The organism is Corynebacterium sp. HMSC064E10 (genome assembly GCF_001812505.1).
Classification (GTDB): domain Bacteria; phylum Actinomycetota; class Actinomycetes; order Mycobacteriales; family Mycobacteriaceae; genus Corynebacterium; species Corynebacterium amycolatum.
The window spans coordinates 200,407-220,969 of the sequence record NZ_KV809171.1 but is presented as its reverse complement, the minus strand read 5'-3'; the positions used below and the strand labels follow the sequence as shown (position 1 = coordinate 220,969).

22 protein-coding genes are annotated in these 20,563 nt (G+C 59.9%); 10 read left to right on the top strand and 12 right to left on the bottom strand.

Going from position 1 to position 20,563, the window contains the following annotated elements; translation table 11 throughout:
• Positions 1–120: 120 nt before the first annotated feature.
• Together HMPREF2860_RS01480 and HMPREF2860_RS01475 are read right to left on the bottom strand one after the other, a co-directional pair.
• On the bottom strand, positions 121–822 hold the full coding sequence (locus HMPREF2860_RS01480; RefSeq protein WP_049172150.1) for a potassium channel family protein: 702 nt from the start codon (positions 820–822) through the stop codon (positions 121–123).
• Positions 815–2,245, bottom strand: coding sequence for a TrkH family potassium uptake protein (locus HMPREF2860_RS01475; RefSeq protein WP_070628498.1), 1,431 nt, complete (start codon positions 2,243–2,245; stop codon positions 815–817). Before HMPREF2860_RS01475 ends, HMPREF2860_RS01480 begins: the two co-directional genes overlap by 8 nt.
• Before the next feature lie 422 nt (positions 2,246–2,667).
• Here HMPREF2860_RS01475 and trpB point away from each other — a divergent pair, with 422 nt between their 5' ends.
• Complete coding sequence (gene trpB / locus HMPREF2860_RS01470) at positions 2,668–3,993, top strand: tryptophan synthase subunit beta (RefSeq protein ID WP_070628497.1); 1,326 nt, start codon at positions 2,668–2,670, stop codon at positions 3,991–3,993.
• A 66-nt stretch (positions 3,994–4,059) separates the two neighbouring features.
• Here trpB and HMPREF2860_RS11125 read toward each other — a convergent pair whose 3' ends face one another.
• From HMPREF2860_RS11125 to purD, 3 genes are all read right to left on the bottom strand, one after another.
• Positions 4,060–4,215, bottom strand: a complete 156-nt coding sequence (locus HMPREF2860_RS11125) for a hypothetical protein (RefSeq protein WP_162837147.1) — start codon at positions 4,213–4,215, stop codon at positions 4,060–4,062.
• 815 nt (positions 4,216–5,030) lie between these two features.
• Positions 5,031–6,158, bottom strand: a complete 1,128-nt coding sequence (locus HMPREF2860_RS01465; protein ID WP_038626546.1) for a pyridoxal phosphate-dependent aminotransferase — start codon at positions 6,156–6,158, stop codon at positions 5,031–5,033.
• A gap of 247 nt (positions 6,159–6,405) precedes the next feature.
• Positions 6,406–7,680, bottom strand: coding sequence for a phosphoribosylamine--glycine ligase (purD, locus tag HMPREF2860_RS01460; protein WP_070628509.1), 1,275 nt, complete (start codon positions 7,678–7,680; stop codon positions 6,406–6,408).
• Positions 7,681–7,761: 81 nt separating this feature from the next.
• Between purD and HMPREF2860_RS01455 the strand changes: the two genes are divergently transcribed.
• The 3 genes from HMPREF2860_RS01455 to HMPREF2860_RS01445 all read left to right on the top strand — a co-directional run bounded on the left by HMPREF2860_RS01455 (position 7,762) and on the right by HMPREF2860_RS01445 (position 9,834).
• Positions 7,762–8,184, top strand: coding sequence for an HIT family protein (locus tag HMPREF2860_RS01455; RefSeq protein ID WP_038626548.1), 423 nt, complete (start codon positions 7,762–7,764; stop codon positions 8,182–8,184).
• A gap of 167 nt (positions 8,185–8,351) precedes the next feature.
• Complete coding sequence (locus HMPREF2860_RS01450; protein ID WP_038626550.1) at positions 8,352–9,071, top strand: esterase/lipase family protein; 720 nt, start codon at positions 8,352–8,354, stop codon at positions 9,069–9,071.
• Positions 9,061–9,834, top strand: coding sequence for an esterase/lipase family protein (locus HMPREF2860_RS01445; protein ID WP_070560511.1), 774 nt, complete (start codon positions 9,061–9,063; stop codon positions 9,832–9,834). The genes HMPREF2860_RS01450 and HMPREF2860_RS01445 overlap by 11 nt, the downstream gene beginning before the upstream one ends.
• 9 nt (positions 9,835–9,843) lie before the next feature.
• Here HMPREF2860_RS01445 and HMPREF2860_RS01440 read toward each other — a convergent pair whose 3' ends face one another.
• On the bottom strand, positions 9,844–10,686 hold the full coding sequence (locus HMPREF2860_RS01440; protein WP_038626554.1) for a PaaI family thioesterase: 843 nt from the start codon (positions 10,684–10,686) through the stop codon (positions 9,844–9,846).
• Between the two features lie 138 nt (positions 10,687–10,824).
• Positions 10,825–11,199, bottom strand: a complete 375-nt coding sequence (locus HMPREF2860_RS01435) for a hypothetical protein (protein WP_016421434.1) — start codon at positions 11,197–11,199, stop codon at positions 10,825–10,827.
• Positions 11,200–11,723: 524 nt separating this feature from the next.
• Here HMPREF2860_RS01435 and HMPREF2860_RS01430 point away from each other — a divergent pair.
• Entirely contained in the window at positions 11,724–13,226 is a 1,503-nt protein-coding gene (locus tag HMPREF2860_RS01430; protein ID WP_070560509.1) for a hypothetical protein, read from the top strand.
• A gap of 493 nt (positions 13,227–13,719) precedes the next feature.
• On the opposite strand, the gene HMPREF2860_RS01425 is transcribed toward HMPREF2860_RS01430, so the two are convergent.
• Genes HMPREF2860_RS01425 through HMPREF2860_RS01420 form a run of 3 tightly spaced genes read right to left on the bottom strand, consistent with a single transcriptional unit; the run spans position 13,720 to position 14,466 of the window.
• Positions 13,720–13,929: a hypothetical protein gene (locus HMPREF2860_RS01425; protein WP_070628496.1), complete on the bottom strand. Its 210-nt coding sequence runs from the start codon at positions 13,927–13,929 to the stop codon at positions 13,720–13,722.
• A gap of 1 nt (position 13,930) precedes the next feature.
• A complete protein-coding gene (locus tag HMPREF2860_RS11380) occupies positions 13,931–14,092 on the bottom strand; it encodes a helix-turn-helix domain-containing protein (RefSeq protein ID WP_083309489.1) in 162 nt (53 codons plus the stop codon).
• Positions 14,065–14,466 carry a DUF6011 domain-containing protein gene (locus HMPREF2860_RS01420; protein WP_070628495.1) on the bottom strand — a complete coding sequence of 134 codons (402 nt, stop codon included), beginning with the start codon at positions 14,464–14,466 and terminating at the stop codon, positions 14,065–14,067. Before HMPREF2860_RS01420 ends, HMPREF2860_RS11380 begins: the two co-directional genes overlap by 28 nt.
• A gap of 223 nt (positions 14,467–14,689) precedes the next feature.
• On the opposite strand from HMPREF2860_RS01420, the gene HMPREF2860_RS01415 reads away from it, so the two are divergent.
• The 5 genes from HMPREF2860_RS01415 (at position 14,690) to HMPREF2860_RS01395 (ending at position 19,022) form a co-directional block, all read left to right on the top strand.
• Positions 14,690–14,884 (top strand): hypothetical protein, encoded by a 195-nt coding sequence (locus tag HMPREF2860_RS01415; protein WP_070628494.1) that lies wholly within the window; start codon positions 14,690–14,692, stop codon positions 14,882–14,884.
• 168 nt (positions 14,885–15,052) lie between these two features.
• Complete coding sequence (locus tag HMPREF2860_RS01410) at positions 15,053–15,685, top strand: hypothetical protein (RefSeq protein WP_070628493.1); 633 nt, start codon at positions 15,053–15,055, stop codon at positions 15,683–15,685.
• Positions 15,678–16,415 carry a hypothetical protein gene (locus HMPREF2860_RS01405; RefSeq protein ID WP_070628492.1) on the top strand — a complete coding sequence of 246 codons (738 nt, stop codon included), beginning with the start codon at positions 15,678–15,680 and terminating at the stop codon, positions 16,413–16,415. Before HMPREF2860_RS01410 ends, HMPREF2860_RS01405 begins: the two co-directional genes overlap by 8 nt.
• A gap of 9 nt (positions 16,416–16,424) precedes the next feature.
• Complete coding sequence (locus tag HMPREF2860_RS01400; protein ID WP_070628491.1) at positions 16,425–18,374, top strand: FtsK/SpoIIIE domain-containing protein; 1,950 nt, start codon at positions 16,425–16,427, stop codon at positions 18,372–18,374.
• 9 nt (positions 18,375–18,383) lie between these two features.
• Entirely contained in the window at positions 18,384–19,022 is a 639-nt protein-coding gene (locus tag HMPREF2860_RS01395; protein WP_070628490.1) for a hypothetical protein, read from the top strand.
• Between the two features lie 320 nt (positions 19,023–19,342).
• On the opposite strand, the gene HMPREF2860_RS01390 is transcribed toward HMPREF2860_RS01395, so the two are convergent.
• Both HMPREF2860_RS01390 and HMPREF2860_RS01385 read right to left on the bottom strand, forming a co-directional pair.
• On the bottom strand, positions 19,343–19,753 hold the full coding sequence (locus tag HMPREF2860_RS01390; RefSeq protein ID WP_070628489.1) for a hypothetical protein: 411 nt from the start codon (positions 19,751–19,753) through the stop codon (positions 19,343–19,345).
• Between the two features lie 209 nt (positions 19,754–19,962).
• Entirely contained in the window at positions 19,963–20,556 is a 594-nt protein-coding gene (locus HMPREF2860_RS01385; RefSeq protein ID WP_070628488.1) for a hypothetical protein, read from the bottom strand.
• Positions 20,557–20,563: the final 7 nt, after the last annotated feature.

Below are 20,563 nucleotides of genomic sequence, written 5' to 3'. Positions count from 1 at the left end.
ACTCGCACAGTTTCACATTTGCAGCCCGTTGAGCTGGGCGTGGACCCCGCCTTTCCACACTGTTGGTCGTTGATTTCCATCGCGACGGAGCCCCGCGTGCACGGACTCCGTCGCTTCCTGTTACTCTCCGGCGAATGTCTCCAACTGCCGAATAGCGCCGGAGACAATCAGGAGATCACCTGCGGAAATGCGGTCGTCGGCAAGCGCAGGGCGGAATCGCTGACCGCGCTTTTGTACGGCGACAACCGTAATCGGTGCGCTCTGGTTAATCTCCGCCACGGTCTTATCCAGGCAGTGGATTGGTGGCGCAACTTTACCGACTGCGTAGTCGCGGTCGAACTCCAGGAAGTCCTGGACCTTGCCGCCGATGAGGTGCGCGATGCGGCGGCCAGTGTCGGCCTCCGGGCGAATGACGTGGTGCACACCAATCTGGCCCAGGATTTTGGCGTGGGCCTGGTTATCGGCCTTTGCCCAAATCATGGGCACCCCCATATCTACCAGCGCAGACGCGGTCAGTAGCGATGCCTCGATGTCACTGCCGATGGCGATAACAACACGTTCGGCTTCATCGACACCGAGCTGCTTCAGTACCTCCGGCATGGTGGTGTCGGCGGTGACCACGTGGTCGAAGGTCGAAGACAGCTCCTGAACCACCTTTTCGCGATGGTCTACGCAGAGAACCTCGATACCGCCAGCGACCAGCTCCTCGCCGAGTGCCTGTCCGAAACGCCCCATACCGAGGATGACAACAGGCGAAGAGCTGGCTTGGTTGGAGAAATGATCTGCAAAACCAGCAAACGGGTTGAATTTCGAGTTAGCCAATGAAGGGCCTTTCTTCTGGATATTCGTAGACGCGCTGGCGTGGGCGGGCGGCCAAGGCCGTCGCCAAGGCGATTGGGCCAACACGTCCGGTGAACATCAGCACGATGAAGATTGCCTGTGCTGCCACCGGCAGGTCGGCGGTAATACCTGTGGAAAGGCCTACCGTGGCGAAAGCACTGATTACTTCAAAAAGAATTTGGTCAGTAGAAAACTGTGGTGCTAGGAAACTGACGGCGATTACTGCCAGGAATACCTGGCCGATACCGAAGGCAAGGACTACGAGAGCCTGGCGCAGCACCTTTGGGTTGAGGCGCCGCCTAGCCACGGACACGGAGGTGTCACCGCGAATCTCCGCGAGAACAGCGGCGAGAATGACTGCCGACGTCGTGATTTTCACGCCACCTGCAGTACCGCCGGTGCCACCACCAATGAACATGAGGAAGTCAGTGCCCAGCAGTGTCGATGGATGGAACTCCGCGTAATCGAGCGCGTTGAACCCCGCGGTACGCGGGCTCACACCAGCGAAGAATGAGTTGAGTATCTTCTCCCCCGCGGTGAATCCAGACATGGCATTGGACCACTCCCCAAAAGCCACCATGAGCGTACCCAAAGCAATCAGCAGAATCGTGCCTTTAATGGTGAAGCGAGTAGTCAGCGACCAGCGTTTAGGCAGCTGTCCTCGAGTGCAGACACTCAGCCACGCTTTGCCGTGCCGCCAGGCCTCGAGCAAAACAGGAAAACCCAGACCACCCACGATGAGGGCGAAGGCCAGTGGCAAAAGCACCCAGGCATCGCTATAGAACCCGATGACATTGTCGGTATACAGAGCGAAACCGGCGTTGTTGAAGCTTGAGATGGCATGGAACAAGCCTTCCCATGCAGCCTTTCCCCAGCCATACCCGTATTCGGAGTGGAACCGCAGCGTAAGTGCCACTGCCACCACAAACTCCACCAACAGAGTGAAGCTAACGGCAGCACGGACAACCCACGAAATCTCGCCCATATCCATACCGCGGCCTTCAACGCGGGCACCGGCACGGCGGTTCAGGCCGAGCCTTCCTGCTACGAAGAGGCCGAAAAGTGAAGCCAAGGTCATGAACCCGAGACCACCCAGCTGAATCAACAACATGATGACGACCTTGCCGAAGGTTGACCAATGGGTGGCCGTATCTACGGTGATCAGGCCGGTCAGGCTTGTTGCCGAGGTGGCTGTGAACAGCGCATCAGACAGCGCCGTGGGCAAACACATATCCCCAGGGCTCGGGGCGCACTGCCCCGTAGGATGGCTATTGACCGCCGAAATCGGCAGCATTAACAAAACCGTGCCAGCGGTTATCAAGGCGACATAACACCACACCACCAACGTCGTGGGACGAACTCCCCGACGTGTTTTAGTGGCCTGCCGCGACAGCGTAATCACCATCGGAACGTTAGTCCTCGTGGCCAGCGATGTCGAGGGGAATGCTGATATTCCGCCTCTGCATATGCCGGGACTTAGCGGGGAGCTGCTTTACGACCCCAGACACCGTTGCGATATCCCGTACACATTTCGTGCCCCATCCCCGCCCCCACACCCCACCCCGCTTTGGCTACTACGGAAACCTTGAGTTATGGTCAGATTCATGATGACACCCCTGATGAACACACCCGCGCCGTGCGGCGCACAGTGGTGGTGGCTCGCCTAAGTCCGCGAGCAACGTCACGTCATCTCATTAATGTCGACGGCAAACCCGTCAAGTACGAGCTCGCAAGAAGATAAATCTGGCGGGCTCTTTTCTTTTATCGGTTCGGCGAAGAGAACCAGGGCCCGCTGAAATAAACAACAGCAACGAAAGGCTCTCTTCAATGACTGATTACAACCCCAGCGCGGATGCCATCGCCAAGGCTGCAGCACCGACTGCAACCAGGGTGCCGTCGGCAAGCGTTAACGGCGCGGGCGAGGTGCGCGAAACCCTCTTGCCTGCATTTTTCGGTCGCTTCGGTGGACAGGAAGTGCCGGAGTTCCTGCTGCCAGCACTCGATGAGCTGGAAGCGGCTTACATCGAGGCGATGAGCGATCCGGAGTTCCAGCGCGAGCTGGAAGAACTGCGTCGCGATTTCCTCGGCCGCGCAACCCCGCTGTTCGAATGCCGACGTCTATCCACGCCGAACACGACGATTGTGCTCAAGCGCGAGGACTTGAACCACGGCGGCGCGCACAAGGGCAACAACGTGGTCGGCCAGGCGCTGCTGGCAAAGCGCATGGGAAAAACCCGTCTCATTGCTGAGACGGGTGCAGGCCAGCACGGCACGGCCACCGCGATGGCCGCAGCGCTGCTGGGACTTGAGTGCGAGATTTACATGGGCGCGCACGATGTCGCCCGCCAGCACCCCAATGTCGAGCGCATGGAGCTCATGGGCGCGAAGGTCGTTCCCGTCACCACCGGCGAGGCCGGTTTGAAGGATGCTATTGACGAGGCACTGGTCGAGTGGAGCAAGACTCTCGACTCCACTTTCTACCTGCTGGGCACAGCCGCCGGGCCGCACCCATTCCCCACTATCGTGCGTGAATTCCAGCAGGTCATCTCGGAGGAGTCACGCAGTCAGATGGTCGAGCGTTACGGCAAGCTTCCCGACGCTGTCATCGCAGCCGTCGGTGGCGGCTCCAACGCCATTGGCGCATTTGCTAACTACATCGACGACTCCGATGTCGCCCTCATTGGCGTCGAGCCTGCAGGTGAGGGACTCGACACCGATCGTCACGGCGCGCCCATCAATGGGGGCAAGACTGGTGTCCTTCACGGCATGCGCTCATTTGTCATGCTTTCCGACGACGGCGAGGTGTTGCCATCGCACTCCATCTCGGCGGGCTTGGATTACCCGTCCGTTGGCCCGGAGCACGGCATGCTGAAGGAGAATGGCCGCGCCAGCTATGTCGGAATTACCGACGAGGAGGCGCTGGAAGCGTTCCAGCTGCTCAGCCGCATGGAGGGCATTATTCCGGCGATGGAATCCTCGCATGCGCTGGCGCAGGCCATTAAAATTACGCGACTCCGTGAAACCAACCCTGCCGCTGGTAGCGAGTTCGGGCTGCCGGTTCACGAAGGCGATGAGCCTTTGTTGTTGCTCGTGAACCTGTCGGGTCGCGGTGATAAGGATATGGAGCAGGTCCGGGAGTTCCTGAACCAGTAGGAATAACCAGTAGGTATTGCTTCCCCACTAGCTGCCTAGCAGGAATCGGACCAAAGCTAATTCTTGTTAGGCAGCACGGCGATCGTCAGCGGCGATGCCCTGCTTCGGGTTCGCCTCCACGATGGCTTCGGCAAGCAGCGATGCCAGCGCATCCTGCTTGGATTCCTTGCCGTCCTGGAAAATCGGGGACACAGTATCCATAATCTCGTTGAATGCGTTCATCAGAGGTCACCTCTCTTAAGATCTCTTTGATCTTTATTGTTGGACTTCTCCAACCGATTCTTTGCGATTCCGCAGTTGAAACAATGTTTCATCGAACCGTTTGGAACTTATGACTTGCAACCGTAGACGACAACACAAGACCTGGCAAGCACTAAACTTTATTTTTAGTTAACCGTTTGTTAACTTTTGGACACTTTTTAGCTCAGGCACTGAGCCACAAACAGTGCCCCTCAACGCCGCCCCATACCTCGCTTTACTGCCCTTGATAACCGCTTCAAAATCACGCTCTTTTACACAGCCGAAAGCCAGGCGCGAAAGTCTCTTTTGGCCGAACATAAACTATCCCCACTGAAAGCGCTTGTAACCATCGTTGAATGTGGATTACACACCACACTCAATCGTCACCCCGCGCACGAATAGCCACCAGCTTCCCAGGGGTCCACCCCAGCGCCAGTTAAAGAAAAGAACCCACTGCCAGCATAAATAGCCCACCGACAGAGCTGTCGACCGCCGAAACCACTACCGTGAAGGCCATCCCACCCCTCTATCAACTCAACCCTAGCCTCACTGGATGTGGCCGCAGCCACGAAGCCTTCAATCAGAGGCAGTTTTTCCGCCTTTACGGCGAACGAGCAGTCAGGAAAACAGAGCCCCAACGCCTCCCTCCCAAAACTGCCCCAACATCAGCCCAGCAAGCGGTTACCGACACAGGATTTAAAGCAGCGATTCGTCCACCGAGCCCCTATCTCAACCGACCTCAAAAACACCCCTGAAAGGGTGAGGTAAATCACATCGCAAACGTCGCTAACGGCCGCTTAACCACGACCAGTGAACGCCCCAATACGCCGAATAGCCTCTTCCATCTCGGAAGTCTCACCGGCGAAGCAGAGGCGAACCCACTCATGGCCGTTCTCTGTGTCGAAGTCGATTCCAGGGGCAACGGCCACGCCCGTTGCAGCCAACAGTTCCCGAGCCCATGTCATGGAGTCGACGGAGTTCGGGTCGTCGTAAAGCCCTGCGATATTGGCATAGATATAGAAACCGCCGTCGGGCGGGGCGATATTACCGAGACCGACGCGGGGCAGCCCCTCGAGCAAAACGTCGCGGTTGCGCGCGTAACGCCTCACGTGCGAATTGAGCTCGGCAATGGACTCGGCGCTGAACGCCTCTACCGCCGCTTCCTGCGAAATTGCCGGTGGGCAGACAGTGAGGTTGGCTTCGAGTCGATCCAGGGGCGCACGCAGCCACTCTGGAACGATGAGCCAGCCGACGCGCCAGCCGGTCATCGAGAAGTACTTACTGACACTGCCGACTACGACCGCCGCATCAGAAAACTCGCGTGCTGACGCGCACTTTCGACCATAGGTAATGCCGTGATAAATCTCGTCGGAGATGAGCAGGCAATCGTGCTGCTCGCACCACTTCGCAATGGCACGCAGCTCGTCGGCATCGATAATGGTGCCAGTGGGATTGTCCGGACTGGTGACGATCACGGCCTTGGGCACGCGCGGAAGTTCCTGCAGGTGTTGGACAGTGAGCTGAAAGCGGGTCTCGGGACCACAGTCAATCTCGACAATGTTGGCGCCGAGCGCCTGCAGAGTATTGCGGTATGCGGGATAGCCCGGGCGCGCGAGCACAATATCGTCGCCGACGTCGAGCGCTGCGAGGAAAAGTGCCACGAAACCGCCGGAAGAACCGGTGGTGATGACAACATCAGCAGCCTCCGTGGCCGTGCCGTAGTTTTCACGATGCCAGGCGGCGATGGTTTCGCGCAGCTCAGGCGTGCCGACGGCCGCAGTGTAGCCCAGAACCTGATTTTCCAAATCGGCACGAGCACGGGCAATCGCGGCAGCCGGGGCCGCAGTCGCGGGCTGCCCCACACAGAGGAACAGAGCGTCACCGTGAGTACGCTGACGCTCCTGTGCGAGCGCGAGAACATCCATCACATGGAAAGGTGCGACCTCACTGCGGCGGGATGCTAGATCGCGCTCGGGCTGGGATGCCTGCGGAGGCCCCGAAAAGTTTAACGGCTGCGGTGATTGCGGTGACTGCAACGACTTTGGCGACTGCGGAGATTCGGCGTGCATACCTTCATCTTTGCAGCCACCGAGGCCCCCGGGAAATCCAATTCAGCCCGGGTGGGTGCACCAGTGAGGTATTCGAGTGCAGCCTGACCGCCTCGAGCATTATTTAAATGGAAATGCGGCCCTCAACTGCAGGTAGTGCAATGTCGGTGCGGTAGTGCGAGCCCTCGAGCTTAATGGTCTTGATGGTCTCGTACGCCTTGTCGCGAGCCTCTTCCAGCGTGTCACCAACGCCGATGACGTTGAGCACACGGCCACCAGCGGAGACCAGCTCACCTGCAGCATTGCGGGCAGTACCTGCGTGGAGAATGCCATCTGCCTCGCGACCAGGCTCTGCACCTTCAATGACATCGCCCGTGCGCGTCGACACCGGGTAGCCTTCAGCTGCCAGCACAACAGTCAGAGCGTACCCATCACGCCAAGACAGCGGACTGAAGTCCGCCAATGTGCCGGTAGCAGCGGCGTTGAGCAGCTGCGCCACCGGGGACTCCAGCAGCGCCAGCACGGCCTGGGTCTCCGGGTCACCGAAACGGCAGTTGAACTCAATGACAGCCGGGCCGTCCTCGCCCCAGGCCAGACCCGCGTACAGCAGACCCTGGAACGGGCAGCCGCGAGCGGCCATTTCACGAGCGACCGGCTCGCAGACCTCGGTGACGATGCGCTCAGTTGCGCCTTCCGGCAGCCAGGACAGCGGGCTGTAAGCGCCCATGCCACCGGTGTTCGGCCCCTCGTCGTTATTACCGACGCGCTTGTGGTCCTGAGCCGGCAACAGCGGGACGACGGTTTCGCCGTCGACCAGGCAGAACAGGGAAACCTCCGGGCCATCCAGGAAGGACTCCAGCAGCACCGGGTTACCGGCTGCCAGCACCGCCTTTGCGTGTTCAAGAGCTTCAGCGCGGTCCTTAGTGACCACAACGCCCTTGCCAGCAGCCAGACCGTCATCCTTCACGACCCAGTTCGGGCCAAAGCGGTCAATGGCGGCCTCGATGTCTTCATCGGAAGCCTCCGGCTGAATGGCCTCTGCCGAGGCGGTCTTTACTCCAGCCGCCTTCATGACGTCCTTAGCGAAAGCCTTAGACCCCTCAATCCGAGCCGCGTCCGCGTTCGGGCCAAAAACTGCAAAGGCAGCGTCGCGCAGCGCGTCTGCCACACCCGCGACCAGCGGAACCTCCGGGCCAATAACAACCAAATCGGCCCCAATTTCCTTGGCCAGCGCAACAGCGCCAGCGGGGTCATCCACGACCAGTGGATGCATGGTGGCAATTCCACTCATACCCGCATTACCAGGGGCTACGTGAAGATCAGTAGCCTGCGGGTCCTTACTCATTGCGTACAACAGGGCGTGCTCACGGGCACCGGAGCCAATTACGAGGATGCGCATAGCAATCATCTTACTAATCAGCCCGGATAACTCTCATCGCGCCCAACCCCCTCAATCCGCTATTCGGGTTACCCTTGGCACATGAGCACAGTATTTACCAAGATCATCAACGGTGAACTCCCCGGTCGTTTTGTCTACCGCGATGACAAGGTCGTCGCATTTTTGACCATCGAGCCAATCGCACCTGGTCACACTCTGGTTGTCCCTATTGAAGAGGTGGACAAGTGGACAGACGCCTCGCCTGAGCTGTGGGCTCACCTCAATGAGGTTGCCCACAAGGTTGGTCAGGCTGTTGTCTCCGCTTTTGACGCTCCACGTGCTGGCTACCTCATCGCCGGCTTCGAGGTTCCGCACACCCACATCCATATCTTCCCTGCCCACGACATGTCCGGCTACAACCTCCAGTCGGTCGATCGCAATCCTTCCGCAGAGTCCATGGATGAGGCCGCCGCTAAGCTACGGAAGGTCCTCGGGACTGATGAAGACGGAAAGTTGGTGCGCTAATCGCCGCTTCAAACGAGGATTTTCGGGAAGAACAACTTCCGGTTCCTGCCCCTGAAGCGCAGGAACCGGAGGCGCAAAAACCGGCTGCAGCTGAAGGATCAGCATCGCTCCCCTATGCCATCTTCCGTCCGCTGCGCGGTGTTTTCGAAGATAACTGGGGAGCCAAAGTGTCCAAATCCCGGCCGTGGCCGGTCATCCTCCTGCATGGAACAGGCCAGGTCAAGGGTATTTGGGAGACCCTCGGCGGTCAGTTACGGGAGGATGGCTGGGCTGTCTTCGCGCCAGATTTTGGACACCGTGCAACAGACCCCATCAACCAGTCCATCGACATGCTCGTGCCTTACATCAAGGCTGTCCTGCACGCCACTGACGCAAAGCACGCCGTTATCGTGGGGCACTCGCAAGGCGGCTTAATTGCCACTCTGCTTTCTCTGCGCATTTCCAAGTACATCAAGCATGTTGTCTGCCTTGCCGCGCCCAATCACGGCACCAATCTGGGCGGCATCGCTTCCAGTATCACTAAGATCCCCGGCACAAAGTCGCTGATGAGCAACTTCGTTCAGAGTTACTGGGGCGTTTCCGGTTTGGAACAGCTCACGGGTTCAAAGATGGTTTTGAACTCCAATTCCCACGATATCCTCGGTCCCGGTGTTACTTACACCTGCATTGCCACCAAGTATGACCAGCTCATTTCCCCGCCACAGTCCTGTTTCTTGGATGATGGTGACACAGGCATGGTCACCAATCTCTATGTGCAGGACACGTTCCCTCAAGCAATAATTTTGCATGAGCAGATGGCGCACGATTGGCGTCCCCGCGCACTTACTCGCGAGGCACTATTCAAGCTGGTAGGCGAGGATTTTGACCCAATCGAGCATGCGGAATAGACCGCTCCTAACGCGGATTTTCCCACCGACAGCCGCACATCCGTCCTCACCAAATCCGAGTCCAGCGTCGGGGGACCTCAGAGACCCCGTTCCGGTTATCGCACTTCATGGCACGCTCGATAGTCCCGGCGCGTGGGCACCGCTTGCCGACGGTCTCCGTACCCTCGGCCGCCGAGTCTATGTACCGTCCTACGGAGACCGTGGCACTGCTGCCCTTGTAGATTCTGTCGCCGAAGTCGAGTCCTATATCAACGGAGTCTGCACTGAAACGAACTCGGACACGGTCGATATTGTGGCTCACTCGCAGGGTGGGCTACTGGCTTTCCTGCTGTTTACGCGTCTTGCAAACCATGAATGCGAGCGTTTTTCGTTTCGACGTGTCATCAGTGTGTCGGGCTCTGTCGGCGGTGTAAATCTGACTGGAATCTCCCGCATTTTGGGCTGGTGGAATGGGGCTCCTGCCCGCTGGCTAATGGGACAGGCTTTAGCCGATCAGATTGCGGTAGCTGCAGGAAAATATGAACTTCCTGCAGCCAACACTGCCCCGCACCTCCGAGGGCGCAAGGCAGCCGCACCTGACTGGATTAATGTCATCAGCCACCATGACAACCTGGTCATTCCGTGGTCCGATACCGCGCAGAGCTTCCTGCCAGACAGCCAAACTGTTTTGCTCGAAACCGAGCTGGAGGGCAGGTCTGTTGCGCATTGGAAGCAGCAAACAGACTCCGAGGTGATCGACCTAATCACTCGGCTATTGGCGTAGGGCTTCGACCTAGAACTTGGTCAGCGACTCGCGCGCGGTGACGACATCCGCAAGCAGCTGCTGCGCGGCTGGCGAGGGGTTATCGGAGGTGAGGGCCTCAATGACGACGTCGGGAAGCCCTGCGGCGCGGTAGTCGTCGACAGTGACATCGCCGTACTCGAGGACCCCGTGGAGCCATGCGACTGCACGCGACTCTGGCGAAATGCAGCGTCGTGCGGTGCGTTCCTGCTGGACGAGCACATCACGGTTTTCCACCCCGCGCATCCCCAGCCGCGCAAGAGTACGAGCAGCAGAGATGAGGTTCTCACCGGCAACACGATCCTGCTGATTCGGATTGGCCGGCGGCTTCTTACGACCACGACGGCGCACGTAGAGCTCCTGCTGACCAATACCGACCAGGGAACCATCGCGGTTTCGGATTACAGAGGTGTATGGAACGACCGTCGAATAGCCACCTTCGGTTTCGGCCTTAAGCTTTTCGACCATCTCATCCGGCACCTCTACCTCGAGGTACGCACCATTCTTACCCGGCCGGATAAATTCAAACGACCCAGTTCGCGTCCACGCCTCGTACTTCTTGACATCCAGGCGCTGCATAACCAGCGTGCCAAACAGCACATCCGTCATCGAAAACAGTGCACCGCCAAATGCCGCGCCATGCATATTCGCAGTCAGAGCGTTTAGGCGCAGCTCCAATCGTCCCTCAGACCAGTCATCCGCAATCTCGGTGATACGGATGCCGGTGCCAAACAGCGGCGGCCAAATGTTCAGCAAGAACTTTGCCTTAGCCGGGGACATCTCTTTCTCAGCAAGTTTGTACAGGGTGCGTCGCAGCGATGGACCAATAGACATAACTACTTACATTAGGTGTTGACCGGGCGAACGCGGGCATTATTGTCAGAAAACAAAAGTGTGTCAGCTTCAGCACATGCTTTACGACGGTTCCCGCGCCCCACCTTTTATTAAGACAGCGACTATTTCAGCGACTATTTAGGCAGCAAACCGTTCCGCCAGCGTATTGACGCGCAGAGTGAAGAAATCCCGCAATTCCGCGTAGCGGGAATAACCATAAATCCCGCGGTCAGCTGGGTCATCATATTCCCAGCGCTCAGTCTCTACATCTGGCGCGATGTAGTCCGAAACGTCGATTTTCCCCACAACAATGACCACATCCGCACTGTCTGCGAGAGACGGCGTGAGTTGATGAGGATCGCCATCGCACCGTGCCCCCACCTCACAGAGCGCACGCCGCGCGTCTTCATCCAGACCGCGGTCATCATCATCGATGCTGATACCTGCTGACAAAACTGTCAGGCCTGGGGCAGCTTGCCGCAGCAGCCCTTCGAGTACGCGTGAGAGTCCCATGTTTGAACTACTGACAAAGAGCACCTCTGACATGGCTCTATCGTAGAATATTTTTCTCGGAGAAATCACCCCAGCTTGTGGGGTTTTCTGGAAGGTTTTGCAGAAAAATGCCAAAAGCGCCCATAGCGCAGGCCCTTCCCCGAGACCAGCCCTATCGACGCTTATGACTTAAAAACAAAGTCCACTTTACATGCGCATGCAACCCCTGTGAAGCATGGGGCTAGAGTTGCAGATGTGAACGTTCCGTGGCCTGTGATTTTCCGGCTGTCGGTGTTGCGCTGTCCTATCGATGCAATATTCACCTATCGATACGCAGCAGCGTGGCCATAAGTGGAAAGCTCATCCATATGTCGACCGGGACTTCCGACAACGTGCGCATAAGTGACAGAAAATTCCCCCGCCCCAGCCCCCGACAGGCATTTGCCCTTTAATCTGCCTTCAAAAGAATCCTTTGCTCCCCGCCCCGGCCCCCTTAGACCGGATAAAATTGGCGGGGCCAATCGCTCGCGAATAGGAGAATCACCGTGACCGACTCTCGCGATATTAAACCTTTTGCAGCCAACCGCAGCTCCAAAGTGACCTCCATCGGCTCCATCATCGGCGCAGCAGCAGTGAGCGGCCTACTTCTCGGAGGTGTCGGTGCGGGCACCTGCTTGGCAATTCTCGATGTGCCCGAGCGCTCCGACTACGTCATGAAGACTGCGCAGCGTGAGGTACAGGCTGACATCATGGACCCGGACGATGTGCTCACCCCAGAGGAAGAAGAGCGCATGCTTCGCGATGTCTCCCTGATCGCCGCCCCTGACGTGGTCCAAGAGCTGCACTGCATGGTCTTTGCCGAGAACAAGGAAAACGTTAATGACTCCGTAGAGGAGTACCTGCGCGATAACCACCAGGAGCTCATCGGCAAGGATAAGTTTGCTGATGGCCAGGTCTTCGTCGGCGTGGGCCTTGATCCGCGCCAAGCCTTCGTCTTCGCGGGTGAGGACGTGGCTGCTCAAATGAAGCTACGCAAGAATGACAGCCATCTGAAACAGTCCATCGAAGCAATTAAGCCGGGCGTGCGGGATGGCAACATTCCTGCTGGCCTCTTTGCTGGCGCAGCGGCTGCAATCGACGTAGACCGTGCTGCGGATACTCAGTACGAGGGCGCAAAAGAGGATCGGATGGGGGCGGCCGTTGGCCTCGGGGTGGCGGGCCTGAGCGTTGGCGGCGCTGGTGTCGGCCTCGCCGGCGGTATACGCCGCAGCCGACAGAAGAAGGCACAGCAGGCACGCGAGGACTGGGACTACGTGTCGCAGACCTACACCGATGTGGCGCAACGGCTAAGGGAGATTGATATTCGAGCGCACTCGCTCCAATCAGGACTGGTGGATGAGCGCCTGCGCCAGGACTGGGAGGGTTTGCGCGATGACTTCCTAGCGATCGATAGCCAGGTTGGTTCCCTCATGTCGATTCCGGCGGATGCGCCAGATGAGCAATTCCGCTCACGCTCTGAGCTCATCGCCAGTGCGCGCCAACTGTGCGAGCGCGTGGAAACCGCTGAGGTCAATATTGAAAAGCTGCACCGCATTGAGAACGCTGATGCGGATGCTCGCCGCTATGAACTCTACGAGCTGGGGAAGGATCTGGCACAGGCAGGCTACTTGGCCGCAAGCATCGACTCGACGCTTGAGCGCCACGCGAAGGAGTTGGAAGATGCCGCCACTGAATTATCCAAGGAACCACACCATCCGCAGTTCATGGAGCGCTACCTAGAACTCTTGGATCGCTCCGCGCTCTTGTCGGAGCACGTGCAGTCCCAGCTGCAGAAGCGCAATGAGGCCGACGAGCGCCCCGAGCGCACGCGCATCTACGACTCTAATTTCTTCGCTGGCTCCGGCTACCACGGCTACGTGCCCTTCTATGTCGTGAGCACCTGGGATAGCGATGCCACCACTGCCCGCGACAGCTCTTCTAGTAGCGGCGGCGTCAACAGCGGGTTTAGCTCGGGGTTTTCCGGTTCAGGTGGTTCTTCCAGCTTCTAAGCCGGCTTACGGGGCAGAAGGGATGCGGACGTTCTGTTAGACGATTTCACCCCTCACGCTACTTAACCCCCTACTTTTCTCCTTTAAACCAAAGAACCCCAGGCCGGAAAACTTCCTGACCTGGGGTTTTGGAGCCGGAAACGGGACTCGAACCCGTAACCTACTGTTACGGTTACCCTGTAACGTTTTGACCCCAAAATGCCATTTATGCCTGTCAGAGCCGTTTCTCACGCGGTACCGGGGCAGCCCCCTTACTAAATTTGAGGCAAGTCTTTGGGATTGTACGGAGTTTTTCCGGAGTTTTTCAGGAGTAACCCCGGAGTCGGATATGTGCCGTGACCTGGGTACATGACCTACTGTGCGGTGGCTGCGAGGTGTCTGCGGTAGGCCTCGCGCCCCGTGTTTCCGGTAAAACCTGCCCGACGCGGCTCCTACTCCACGCATAGAAAAAGGGGGCCAGGATTGCTCCCAGCCCCTCCGCTCCCGGTTACAGCTACAGCCGCCCCGCGTCGTCGGGTGCGACACCCCGCGCGGGAACCGTCGCGTACCCGCCTGGACTAGTGTCCACCTCTCGCGCCGCGCCTGGCGGCTGCGCTGCACCCTGCGCCTGGTAGATGGCAACCGTCAGCAGCCCCGCTACCGCGAGGCAGGTCACAGCGACCAGCGCGATTACTGCGGCCAGTGGCTTGTTGAAATTCTCCATTTTAAAGACTCCTTTTCATTCGTTGGACTGTAGACGGACTTACCCGCAGTATGTCCGCAATCTCCGCCGTACTCTTCCCCTGCTCGTCGAGCCAACGCACCACGTCGGTACGCTCCTCGGTAATTAGTCGCGGTCTCACTGGACACCGACTTTCCCGGCACATTCGTCGCCAACTCCACGCGCCAGGCTGCGGGGGTTAGTCAGCGGCTTGCCGCAGATAGAGCAGCGCGCCACGAACGCCGTGCCGTATCCGTCGGGCACCTCCTCGGCGGGGTGACGAAGACTGTCGAGCGCCTTGGTGACCTCCTCGTCGCGGCCACGTCCTCGCAGCGCGCGACGCACTGCCCAGTACGGTGTCAGCTCTAGCGGCACTGGCCCCTCGCCGATGACCCAGCCCTTTTGATTGCTAGGCAAGTCGAGGTCACGGATTACGGCGGCCTGCTCTCGCACCCACTGCTGCACTGCCTCGGGCGGCGCTGTGCGGAGATAACGCAGCGTGTCGTCGCCGTAGGTAATCGGGGGTAATCCGGTGGTCATGGTCAAAACCTCCTGCTGTCAAAGTGTTTTTCGCTGTGTCAGAACCCCGCCGCCTTTACCTGCATGTTTGCCGGTGACCTGCGGAAATGCCCTGCCACGACTCCATTCTAAACCCGACCAGCTTTCTTAACAAGAAAGTTAAGTCTAAACACTTGACTTTACTGTCCCGAGTGGTAGTAAGATGTAGTCAGCTAACAGATGATGTAGTGAAAGGCAAACCGAAATGTCGAGAAGTACCCCCTCAACTCTGTCCACGGAGCAGGTTGCAGACCTCCTCCACGTTGACCCGCGCACCCTGACTCGCGCCCGGCGCGTGGTCGTCGGCGACCAGGAAGTCGTTGCGGTGCAGGTTGGCCGCGTGCTGCGGTGGCCCGCCCGCCCACTGCGCGAGGCGCTGGGACTGGGGGCTGGGAAATGAGCAAGAGCATGAAAAAGAAATTGGGCTACGTGGGCCTGGGTTTCCTGCTGGCCGGTGGTGGCGGAGCGGCTGCGGGAATCGACCCCACTGCCCTGCTCCGCCTACTGGGAGGCCTGCTGTGAGCACACAGGGAATTGTCACAGTGACAGTTAGTAAGGAGGTAGCGGCATGAAGGCGGTAATACTCGATGTGCCCCCGTTCCACTCGGACGGGGCGCAAAGAGAGTTCGAAGAATTTTCTTCCACGCTGCCCGGCCCGGAGCCGGTCACGGCCAAGTATGGCGGCGGCCGTCCGCACCCGCGTGATGTATCGCGGCTGGCATACGTCGCTTGCACGGCGCTGGCACTGCTCACCGTGTGGCTGTGGCTGCCCCACGGCACCAGTGGCAGCCGCGAGGCGGCGACAGCTAGCCCGGCTGTGACTAGTTCCACTGCCCCATCGCCGTCGCCGTCTCCCACCTCCTCGCCGTATGAGCGCGGCCAGCAGCTTGTGGACGACCTGGGGCAGGTGCGCCCCTACCGCCCGGACATTCTCAAGGCATGTTTCCAGTGGCCGGGTACTGGTACCCCGCCCGCTTTCCAGGTCAACGCCGACCCCGACGCGGACACCTATTTGGTGCCTGACGGCTGCGACAGCGGTTGGCGCGAGGAGCTGCCACAGGAAGCATGGGTCTGCGGTGAAGTCAGCGACTCCAAGCGGTACTCGATATATAACAAGGCACTCGACGAGGGGCGCGTGAAACAGCCGTACGCAACATATCTGATTGCCTACGGAATGATTTGTGGAGGTTCCAATGACTGACGAAACACGCGCTTTCTACCCGGTGAACGAGGCCGAGACGGCGCTCATGCAGCCACTCGGAGACCCGGATATTGACTTCGCCAAGCCACAGGAGACGGACACCCGCGCCGGACTGCTCGACCGGCTGGGGCTGCCCCGCCCGCAGTGGAGCATGCCTCGTGTCAACACCCCGCGGTGGCTGTGGCAGCCTACCTGGCGCAGGCGGTGGCTCCGCTGGCTGGCAGTGCTCGCTGTCCTGTACATCGTGTCAGTGCTGCTGCATAACGCGGCGGCGGGTTACACGGCGGTCGCTGCGATTGCCCTGTGGCTTTTCGCGTGGTTCAAAGGTCGCCGCTACGAGGTGCAGGTGCCGCCCAGCAGCGCCGTCACCGTCGTGTTCGACCAGAAAACCGGGCAAGGCCGCTTCGCTGATTTGGACGAGGCTCTGGAAGCGGGCGGCATGGCGAAAACCACCTACGACGAAAATGGCAAGGCGGTGCGTACCGGCTGCTACACGGTCGCACTGACCCCGCTGGCGGACACGGGAGACGTAGAAGCCCGTGTGTTCGCACCGAGCCAGTACAGGCTGGCTGACCTGGAAAAGAATGAGGAGCGGGTACGTCGCTGCCTCAATGTAAAAGACCTGTTCGACTTCCACATCGACCGGTCAAGCGGACAATTTGTTTTCACCATGACGACCGCCGACCGCCCCGACGCGGAAGTTGCAACGGAATCGTGGACGAACGTTTAGGAGTTAAAAATGGCTAAAGATTTCTTCGCCGGACTCGGCGATAGCGACCTGCTTCCTGTTCCCGGCGACACGGAGCAGGTAGCAGAGACGGACACGGTGGACGAGGGGTTTTGCGACCGGGCACTTATCGAGGAGGCAGTCGCCGACCTCGCGGCTTACCGTGACCGCTACTCGGAACTCGCGCAGCACGTAAAAGGCGGCAGCTTCCATGAGCCGGGTGTCGGCAAGCTCCCCGCGGAGGCGGTGCGCGACCTGCTCCGAGTGTACGGAGCGGTATTCTCCCCGCAGTCCTGGCACGACCGTGTAGTGCGGTTTGAGCCGGACTCGGTAGGCCTGACGCTGGAACTTGACCAGGGCGACGCGGTAGAAGCCCTGCGCTCTGCCGGTTTCTACGACGTGACCGGCAACGGGCTGACGGCGCAGGTCGCAGGCCACGACATGCAGGCCACCCGCGGCTATCAGCTAGTCAAGCGGGACGCGCGAAGCCTCTGGGAGCTGGTGCAGGCCACGACCCTGGCACACTGGAACCACACCATGAACAAACTGGGTTTAGCCTACGTCACTAAGCGGGCGGACGGCGTAACGAACTACCTGTGCCCGACCCCGCAGGGGTGGGGCGTGACAGGTGACGGGCGCGGGTATCTCGTAGTTAAGACCCCGCCGACAGTTGGTTTCGATGTGTGGAACCGCACGGTAGAGAAGCTGCGCGGTGTTGTCAAGTGCGACGTAGAACTTCGCCGCCTCGCTGCTGACCGGGTGGCTATCGTCACCCCGCCGCGGGCTGTCCGCATGACTCCGTGGGTACCGGGTGCGGACGAACAGCTGCACGTGACGGGCACCGAGACGCTGGAAGAGTTCTACGCGTCCTCGGTTGCTGCCTACCCTCGGCTGTCCTGGGTGCAGGGGCGCACGGCGGACGGTGAAGTGCTCTCCGCAGCTATGGCGCGCTCCCCGCATGCACTCGTCGGCGGCGGCACTGGCTCGGGTAAAAGTTTCTGGGCGAGCTGGCTGCTGACCAGCTGTGTGCTCGCGGGTGCCGACGTGATGATAGCGGACGGCAAAGGCAGCTCCGACTACGTGCCCCTGGTGCAGCACCTACCCAACGTCGCAATGTACACGAGTACGGACGCGGAGCACGTCCGTCTTATCCAGTGGGTACATGCGGAGATGGAACAGCGGTACGCGCGGCAGAAAGCGGCGGCTATCTCTGGTGAGGTGTACGAGCCTCGCCCGCTGGTTGTGCTGTTCGACGAATACGGGGCGTTTGCTAAGTCAATTGACGTCAAAAGTCACCCGCAGAATGCAGGTTGGGCAGATGTGCAGGCGAAGCTGACAACCGTTCTGCAAAAGGCTCGCGCTGTTCGTATCCATGTGCTTTTCGTGGCGCAGACCCTCTACGTGGACACTTTCCCCGGCGATATGAAAGGAAACTTGCAGGCGCGTCTCTCGCTCGGTGTGCCGGAGCCGCACACCCTCGGCGTGGTAGCTGGCGATGCGATAGAGACAGCCAAGGAACTCTCCGCGGCTATCCCCCGCAACACACCCGGGCAGGGCATTGCCATGAGCACGCTGCCCAGCGGAGAGGTCACAGCGCAACGTGTCGCAGCCCCCTACGGTTACGTGCCCGGTCGCTTGGACGGAGAGAAAAGCCCCGACGTTCGCAAGACGTGGCGGACAGTCGAAGCCGTCTACAAATCCATTCCCCGCGTCACCCCGCGACTGGCACCGATGTTCGACGCGGCAGTCGAACCAGCCGGGCGGAAAAAGGGCGAAGAGCTGCCTCCGCGTTGGCAGGACTACACGTGTGACGAGTTGGCGCAGCTGCCCTGGGTGCGGGTCACAGCCTCCGAACTAGCCGGGAAACCGTTGCCGTGGGCAGCCGAGTACGACGTACTCTCTGCCTCCTACCGCGGCCACGAGGCACGCGTTACGGGCGACGAGCACGTGACCTATCACTAGGAGGAAACAATGAAAGATACACAGAAAATTTACAGTGCAGCAGGCCGCGCACGCGCGGAGCTAGAGCAGCGGCTACAGGCGGCGGCGACTGCTACCGACGACTCCGCGATGTGGGCGGCAGCCCCCGCACTGCTCCGCGACTTAGAGCACGCGGGACACCTTGGCACGTTGCAGTGGCACCGCGACGCGGTAGGCGCACTGCACGATTTCGGGGTACCGAAGCGGGCAGTGGCGACACTCGCCGGTGTCTCGCAAGAGCGATTGTTACCGTTCGTAACTAGTCGCGCCCCGGGACTGAAAACGTTGCCGGTGACAGCCCCGCCCGCCCCTACGGAGGCTGCTACACGCCTCATGCGCGAGTCGCTGGCGCAGCTAAAATTCACACAGCAGGCGCGTATCGCGGGCTTGCAGGGCAGCCAGAAAAAGGCCCATTTTGACGCGGGCGATGTGGCAGCCTGGCTCGCCTGTGAAAAGCTCACGGAGCTAGACAGGTTGAGCATTACCAAGGGGCTAGGGGCCTGCTGCATGGCAGGTCTAGCGGTGGCAGACCTCGCCCGCTTGATGGGCACTTCCAGCACTGTAGTGTCGGCGCGACTGGCGGTTGTACCGGGGTCTAGACCGCAAGACCCGCTGATTCCCCGGGTATAGACCCCGAAAATCCGCCTCATTCCTGGGAAAACCCGGAAAAGGGCGGGTTTTCTGTCTCTAAGGGGCTAGGACTTTAACCCTAACTGTCTAGGACTTTAACGCTCCGAGTCTATGCCTATCCTCCTAGTACAAAGCGTACTTTTCTTGGTCTAGACCATGGTCTAGCACCCGGTACAGGGCACGGTACGCCTGCCGCCTGCGACCTGCCGCAGGCCGCCTGTTCCCTGCTCCCCGCAGCCTGCCGCAGCACCCGGCAGCAGCCGAGTTTTGACGCACGAAAAAGCCCCCAGGTATTTCACCTGGGGGCTAGTAGCTTGTTGCTACGCAACAGCCTTTCGGTGCGTGTGCCGACGCTGCGGCAGAACCAAACCGGCCATCTCAATCTGGGGTCGGGTGACCGTCTTGGACTCCACCTCGGCGGTGATTGTCTCCCGCCATGCGTCCTGCGCGGAGTTGACATTCTCCACCGCCGAGTTCACGGTGCGGTCTGCCTCGGCCAGCGTCTCGGCGTAGTCCGCGTCCATCTCCGAGTTAAGGGCGGCACGGGCACGTGCCTGCTCCTCCTCAAGTGCTGCCATGCGCTGCTCGCGCTCGGCCTTTACCGCGTCGTATGTATCAGTGCGCTCGGCTACTGCCGCCTGGTACGCGGCCTCTGCACGGTCATAGGTCTCCTGAGACTCCGCTACACGCGCCATAGCTTCCTGCTGACGCTCGAAAAACGATGTATACATTGGGTACGATCCTTAAATCAACTCTGGACACTTGACTACATTCTAACACGCATGTGCGAGACTGACTAGGGTGCAGCGCCGGAAACATTTTCGACGACCTGCCGCATTTTCCTAGGTCAGGCATAGGAAAAGCCCGGCGCGATTGCACTACTGCGTGGAGTAGTGCAGAGTCGCGTCGGGCGGGGCGGTGGGATAGGTGGCAGGCTAGGCTACGCAGTCTTTCGCGCGAGGATAGGCGCGTCTGCCGCGAGATTACCGCAGCCGGTCACGAGTGCCTGCTCCGCGTAGCGGGTCACATCGCGGTCTGCCCAGTAGGGAGCGCCTGCATAATAGTCCCCGAGACGCGCGACCCTGTACACGTCAACGTCGTCGAGCACGTCCGAGTAAGTCAGCTCTACGCCGGTGCGGTGCGCCTCCTCGACCAGCTGGCCGAGGGTTACCACGTCGGTGGTCAGCAGCTGGTAGAGGCGGCGGGTGCCCGTGCCGTGGAACCACCAAAAGTGCCAGGTGAAGTCTCCCAGCGGGGATAGCTCGACCTCGGCGGGGGCTACTTCGTCGGCCATCTCGTCGAGGAGGTCAGCGACCCGCTGCTGCGCCGCGACGTAGGTGGCAGGTGCCCGGCACACCCGCGACAGCGCCAGGTACAGGTCGTCCTCTGCCTCCTCCGGGTCGCCCGGTAGGTACTCGGCTGCGGCAGAGACCCCCGCAGCGGTGTCTGGGGTGAACGTTACCGAGGTGACTACCCCGTTGCGCGTGCTGCATGTAGCGGTGACAGTGCCGTCGTCGTGTTCGAAGATGTGCATTAGGTTT

Bases quoted from the DNA above. Each gene is read 5' to 3' on its own strand.
- HMPREF2860_RS01475 (WP_070628498.1), bottom strand. From the start codon at position 2,245: ATGGTGATTACGCTGTCGCGGCAGGCCACTAAAACACGTCGGGGAGTT.
- trpB (WP_070628497.1), top strand. From the start codon at position 2,668: ATGACTGATTACAACCCCAGCGCGGATGCCATCGCCAAGGCTGCAGCA.
- HMPREF2860_RS11125 (WP_162837147.1), bottom strand. From the start codon at position 4,215: ATGAACGCATTCAACGAGATTATGGATACTGTGTCCCCGATTTTCCAG.
- HMPREF2860_RS01465 (WP_038626546.1), bottom strand. From the start codon at position 6,158: ATGGATGTTCTCGCGCTCGCACAGGAGCGTCAGCGTACTCACGGTGAC.
- purD (WP_070628509.1), bottom strand. From the start codon at position 7,680: ATGCGCATCCTCGTAATTGGCTCCGGTGCCCGTGAGCACGCCCTGTTG.
- HMPREF2860_RS01455 (WP_038626548.1), top strand. From the start codon at position 7,762: ATGAGCACAGTATTTACCAAGATCATCAACGGTGAACTCCCCGGTCGT.
- HMPREF2860_RS01445 (WP_070560511.1), top strand. From the start codon at position 9,061: ATGCGGAATAGACCGCTCCTAACGCGGATTTTCCCACCGACAGCCGCA.
- HMPREF2860_RS01440 (WP_038626554.1), bottom strand. From the start codon at position 10,686: ATGTCTATTGGTCCATCGCTGCGACGCACCCTGTACAAACTTGCTGAG.
- HMPREF2860_RS01435 (WP_016421434.1), bottom strand. From the start codon at position 11,199: ATGGGACTCTCACGCGTACTCGAAGGGCTGCTGCGGCAAGCTGCCCCA.
- HMPREF2860_RS01425 (WP_070628496.1), bottom strand. From the start codon at position 13,929: ATGGAGAATTTCAACAAGCCACTGGCCGCAGTAATCGCGCTGGTCGCT.
- HMPREF2860_RS11380 (WP_083309489.1), bottom strand. From the start codon at position 14,092: ATGTGCCGGGAAAGTCGGTGTCCAGTGAGACCGCGACTAATTACCGAG.
- HMPREF2860_RS01420 (WP_070628495.1), bottom strand. From the start codon at position 14,466: ATGACCACCGGATTACCCCCGATTACCTACGGCGACGACACGCTGCGT.
- HMPREF2860_RS01415 (WP_070628494.1), top strand. From the start codon at position 14,690: ATGTCGAGAAGTACCCCCTCAACTCTGTCCACGGAGCAGGTTGCAGAC.
- HMPREF2860_RS01410 (WP_070628493.1), top strand. From the start codon at position 15,053: ATGAAGGCGGTAATACTCGATGTGCCCCCGTTCCACTCGGACGGGGCG.
- HMPREF2860_RS01405 (WP_070628492.1), top strand. From the start codon at position 15,678: ATGACTGACGAAACACGCGCTTTCTACCCGGTGAACGAGGCCGAGACG.
- HMPREF2860_RS01400 (WP_070628491.1), top strand. From the start codon at position 16,425: ATGGCTAAAGATTTCTTCGCCGGACTCGGCGATAGCGACCTGCTTCCT.
- HMPREF2860_RS01395 (WP_070628490.1), top strand. From the start codon at position 18,384: ATGAAAGATACACAGAAAATTTACAGTGCAGCAGGCCGCGCACGCGCG.
- HMPREF2860_RS01390 (WP_070628489.1), bottom strand. From the start codon at position 19,753: ATGTATACATCGTTTTTCGAGCGTCAGCAGGAAGCTATGGCGCGTGTA.
- HMPREF2860_RS01385 (WP_070628488.1), bottom strand. From the start codon at position 20,556: ATGCACATCTTCGAACACGACGACGGCACTGTCACCGCTACATGCAGC.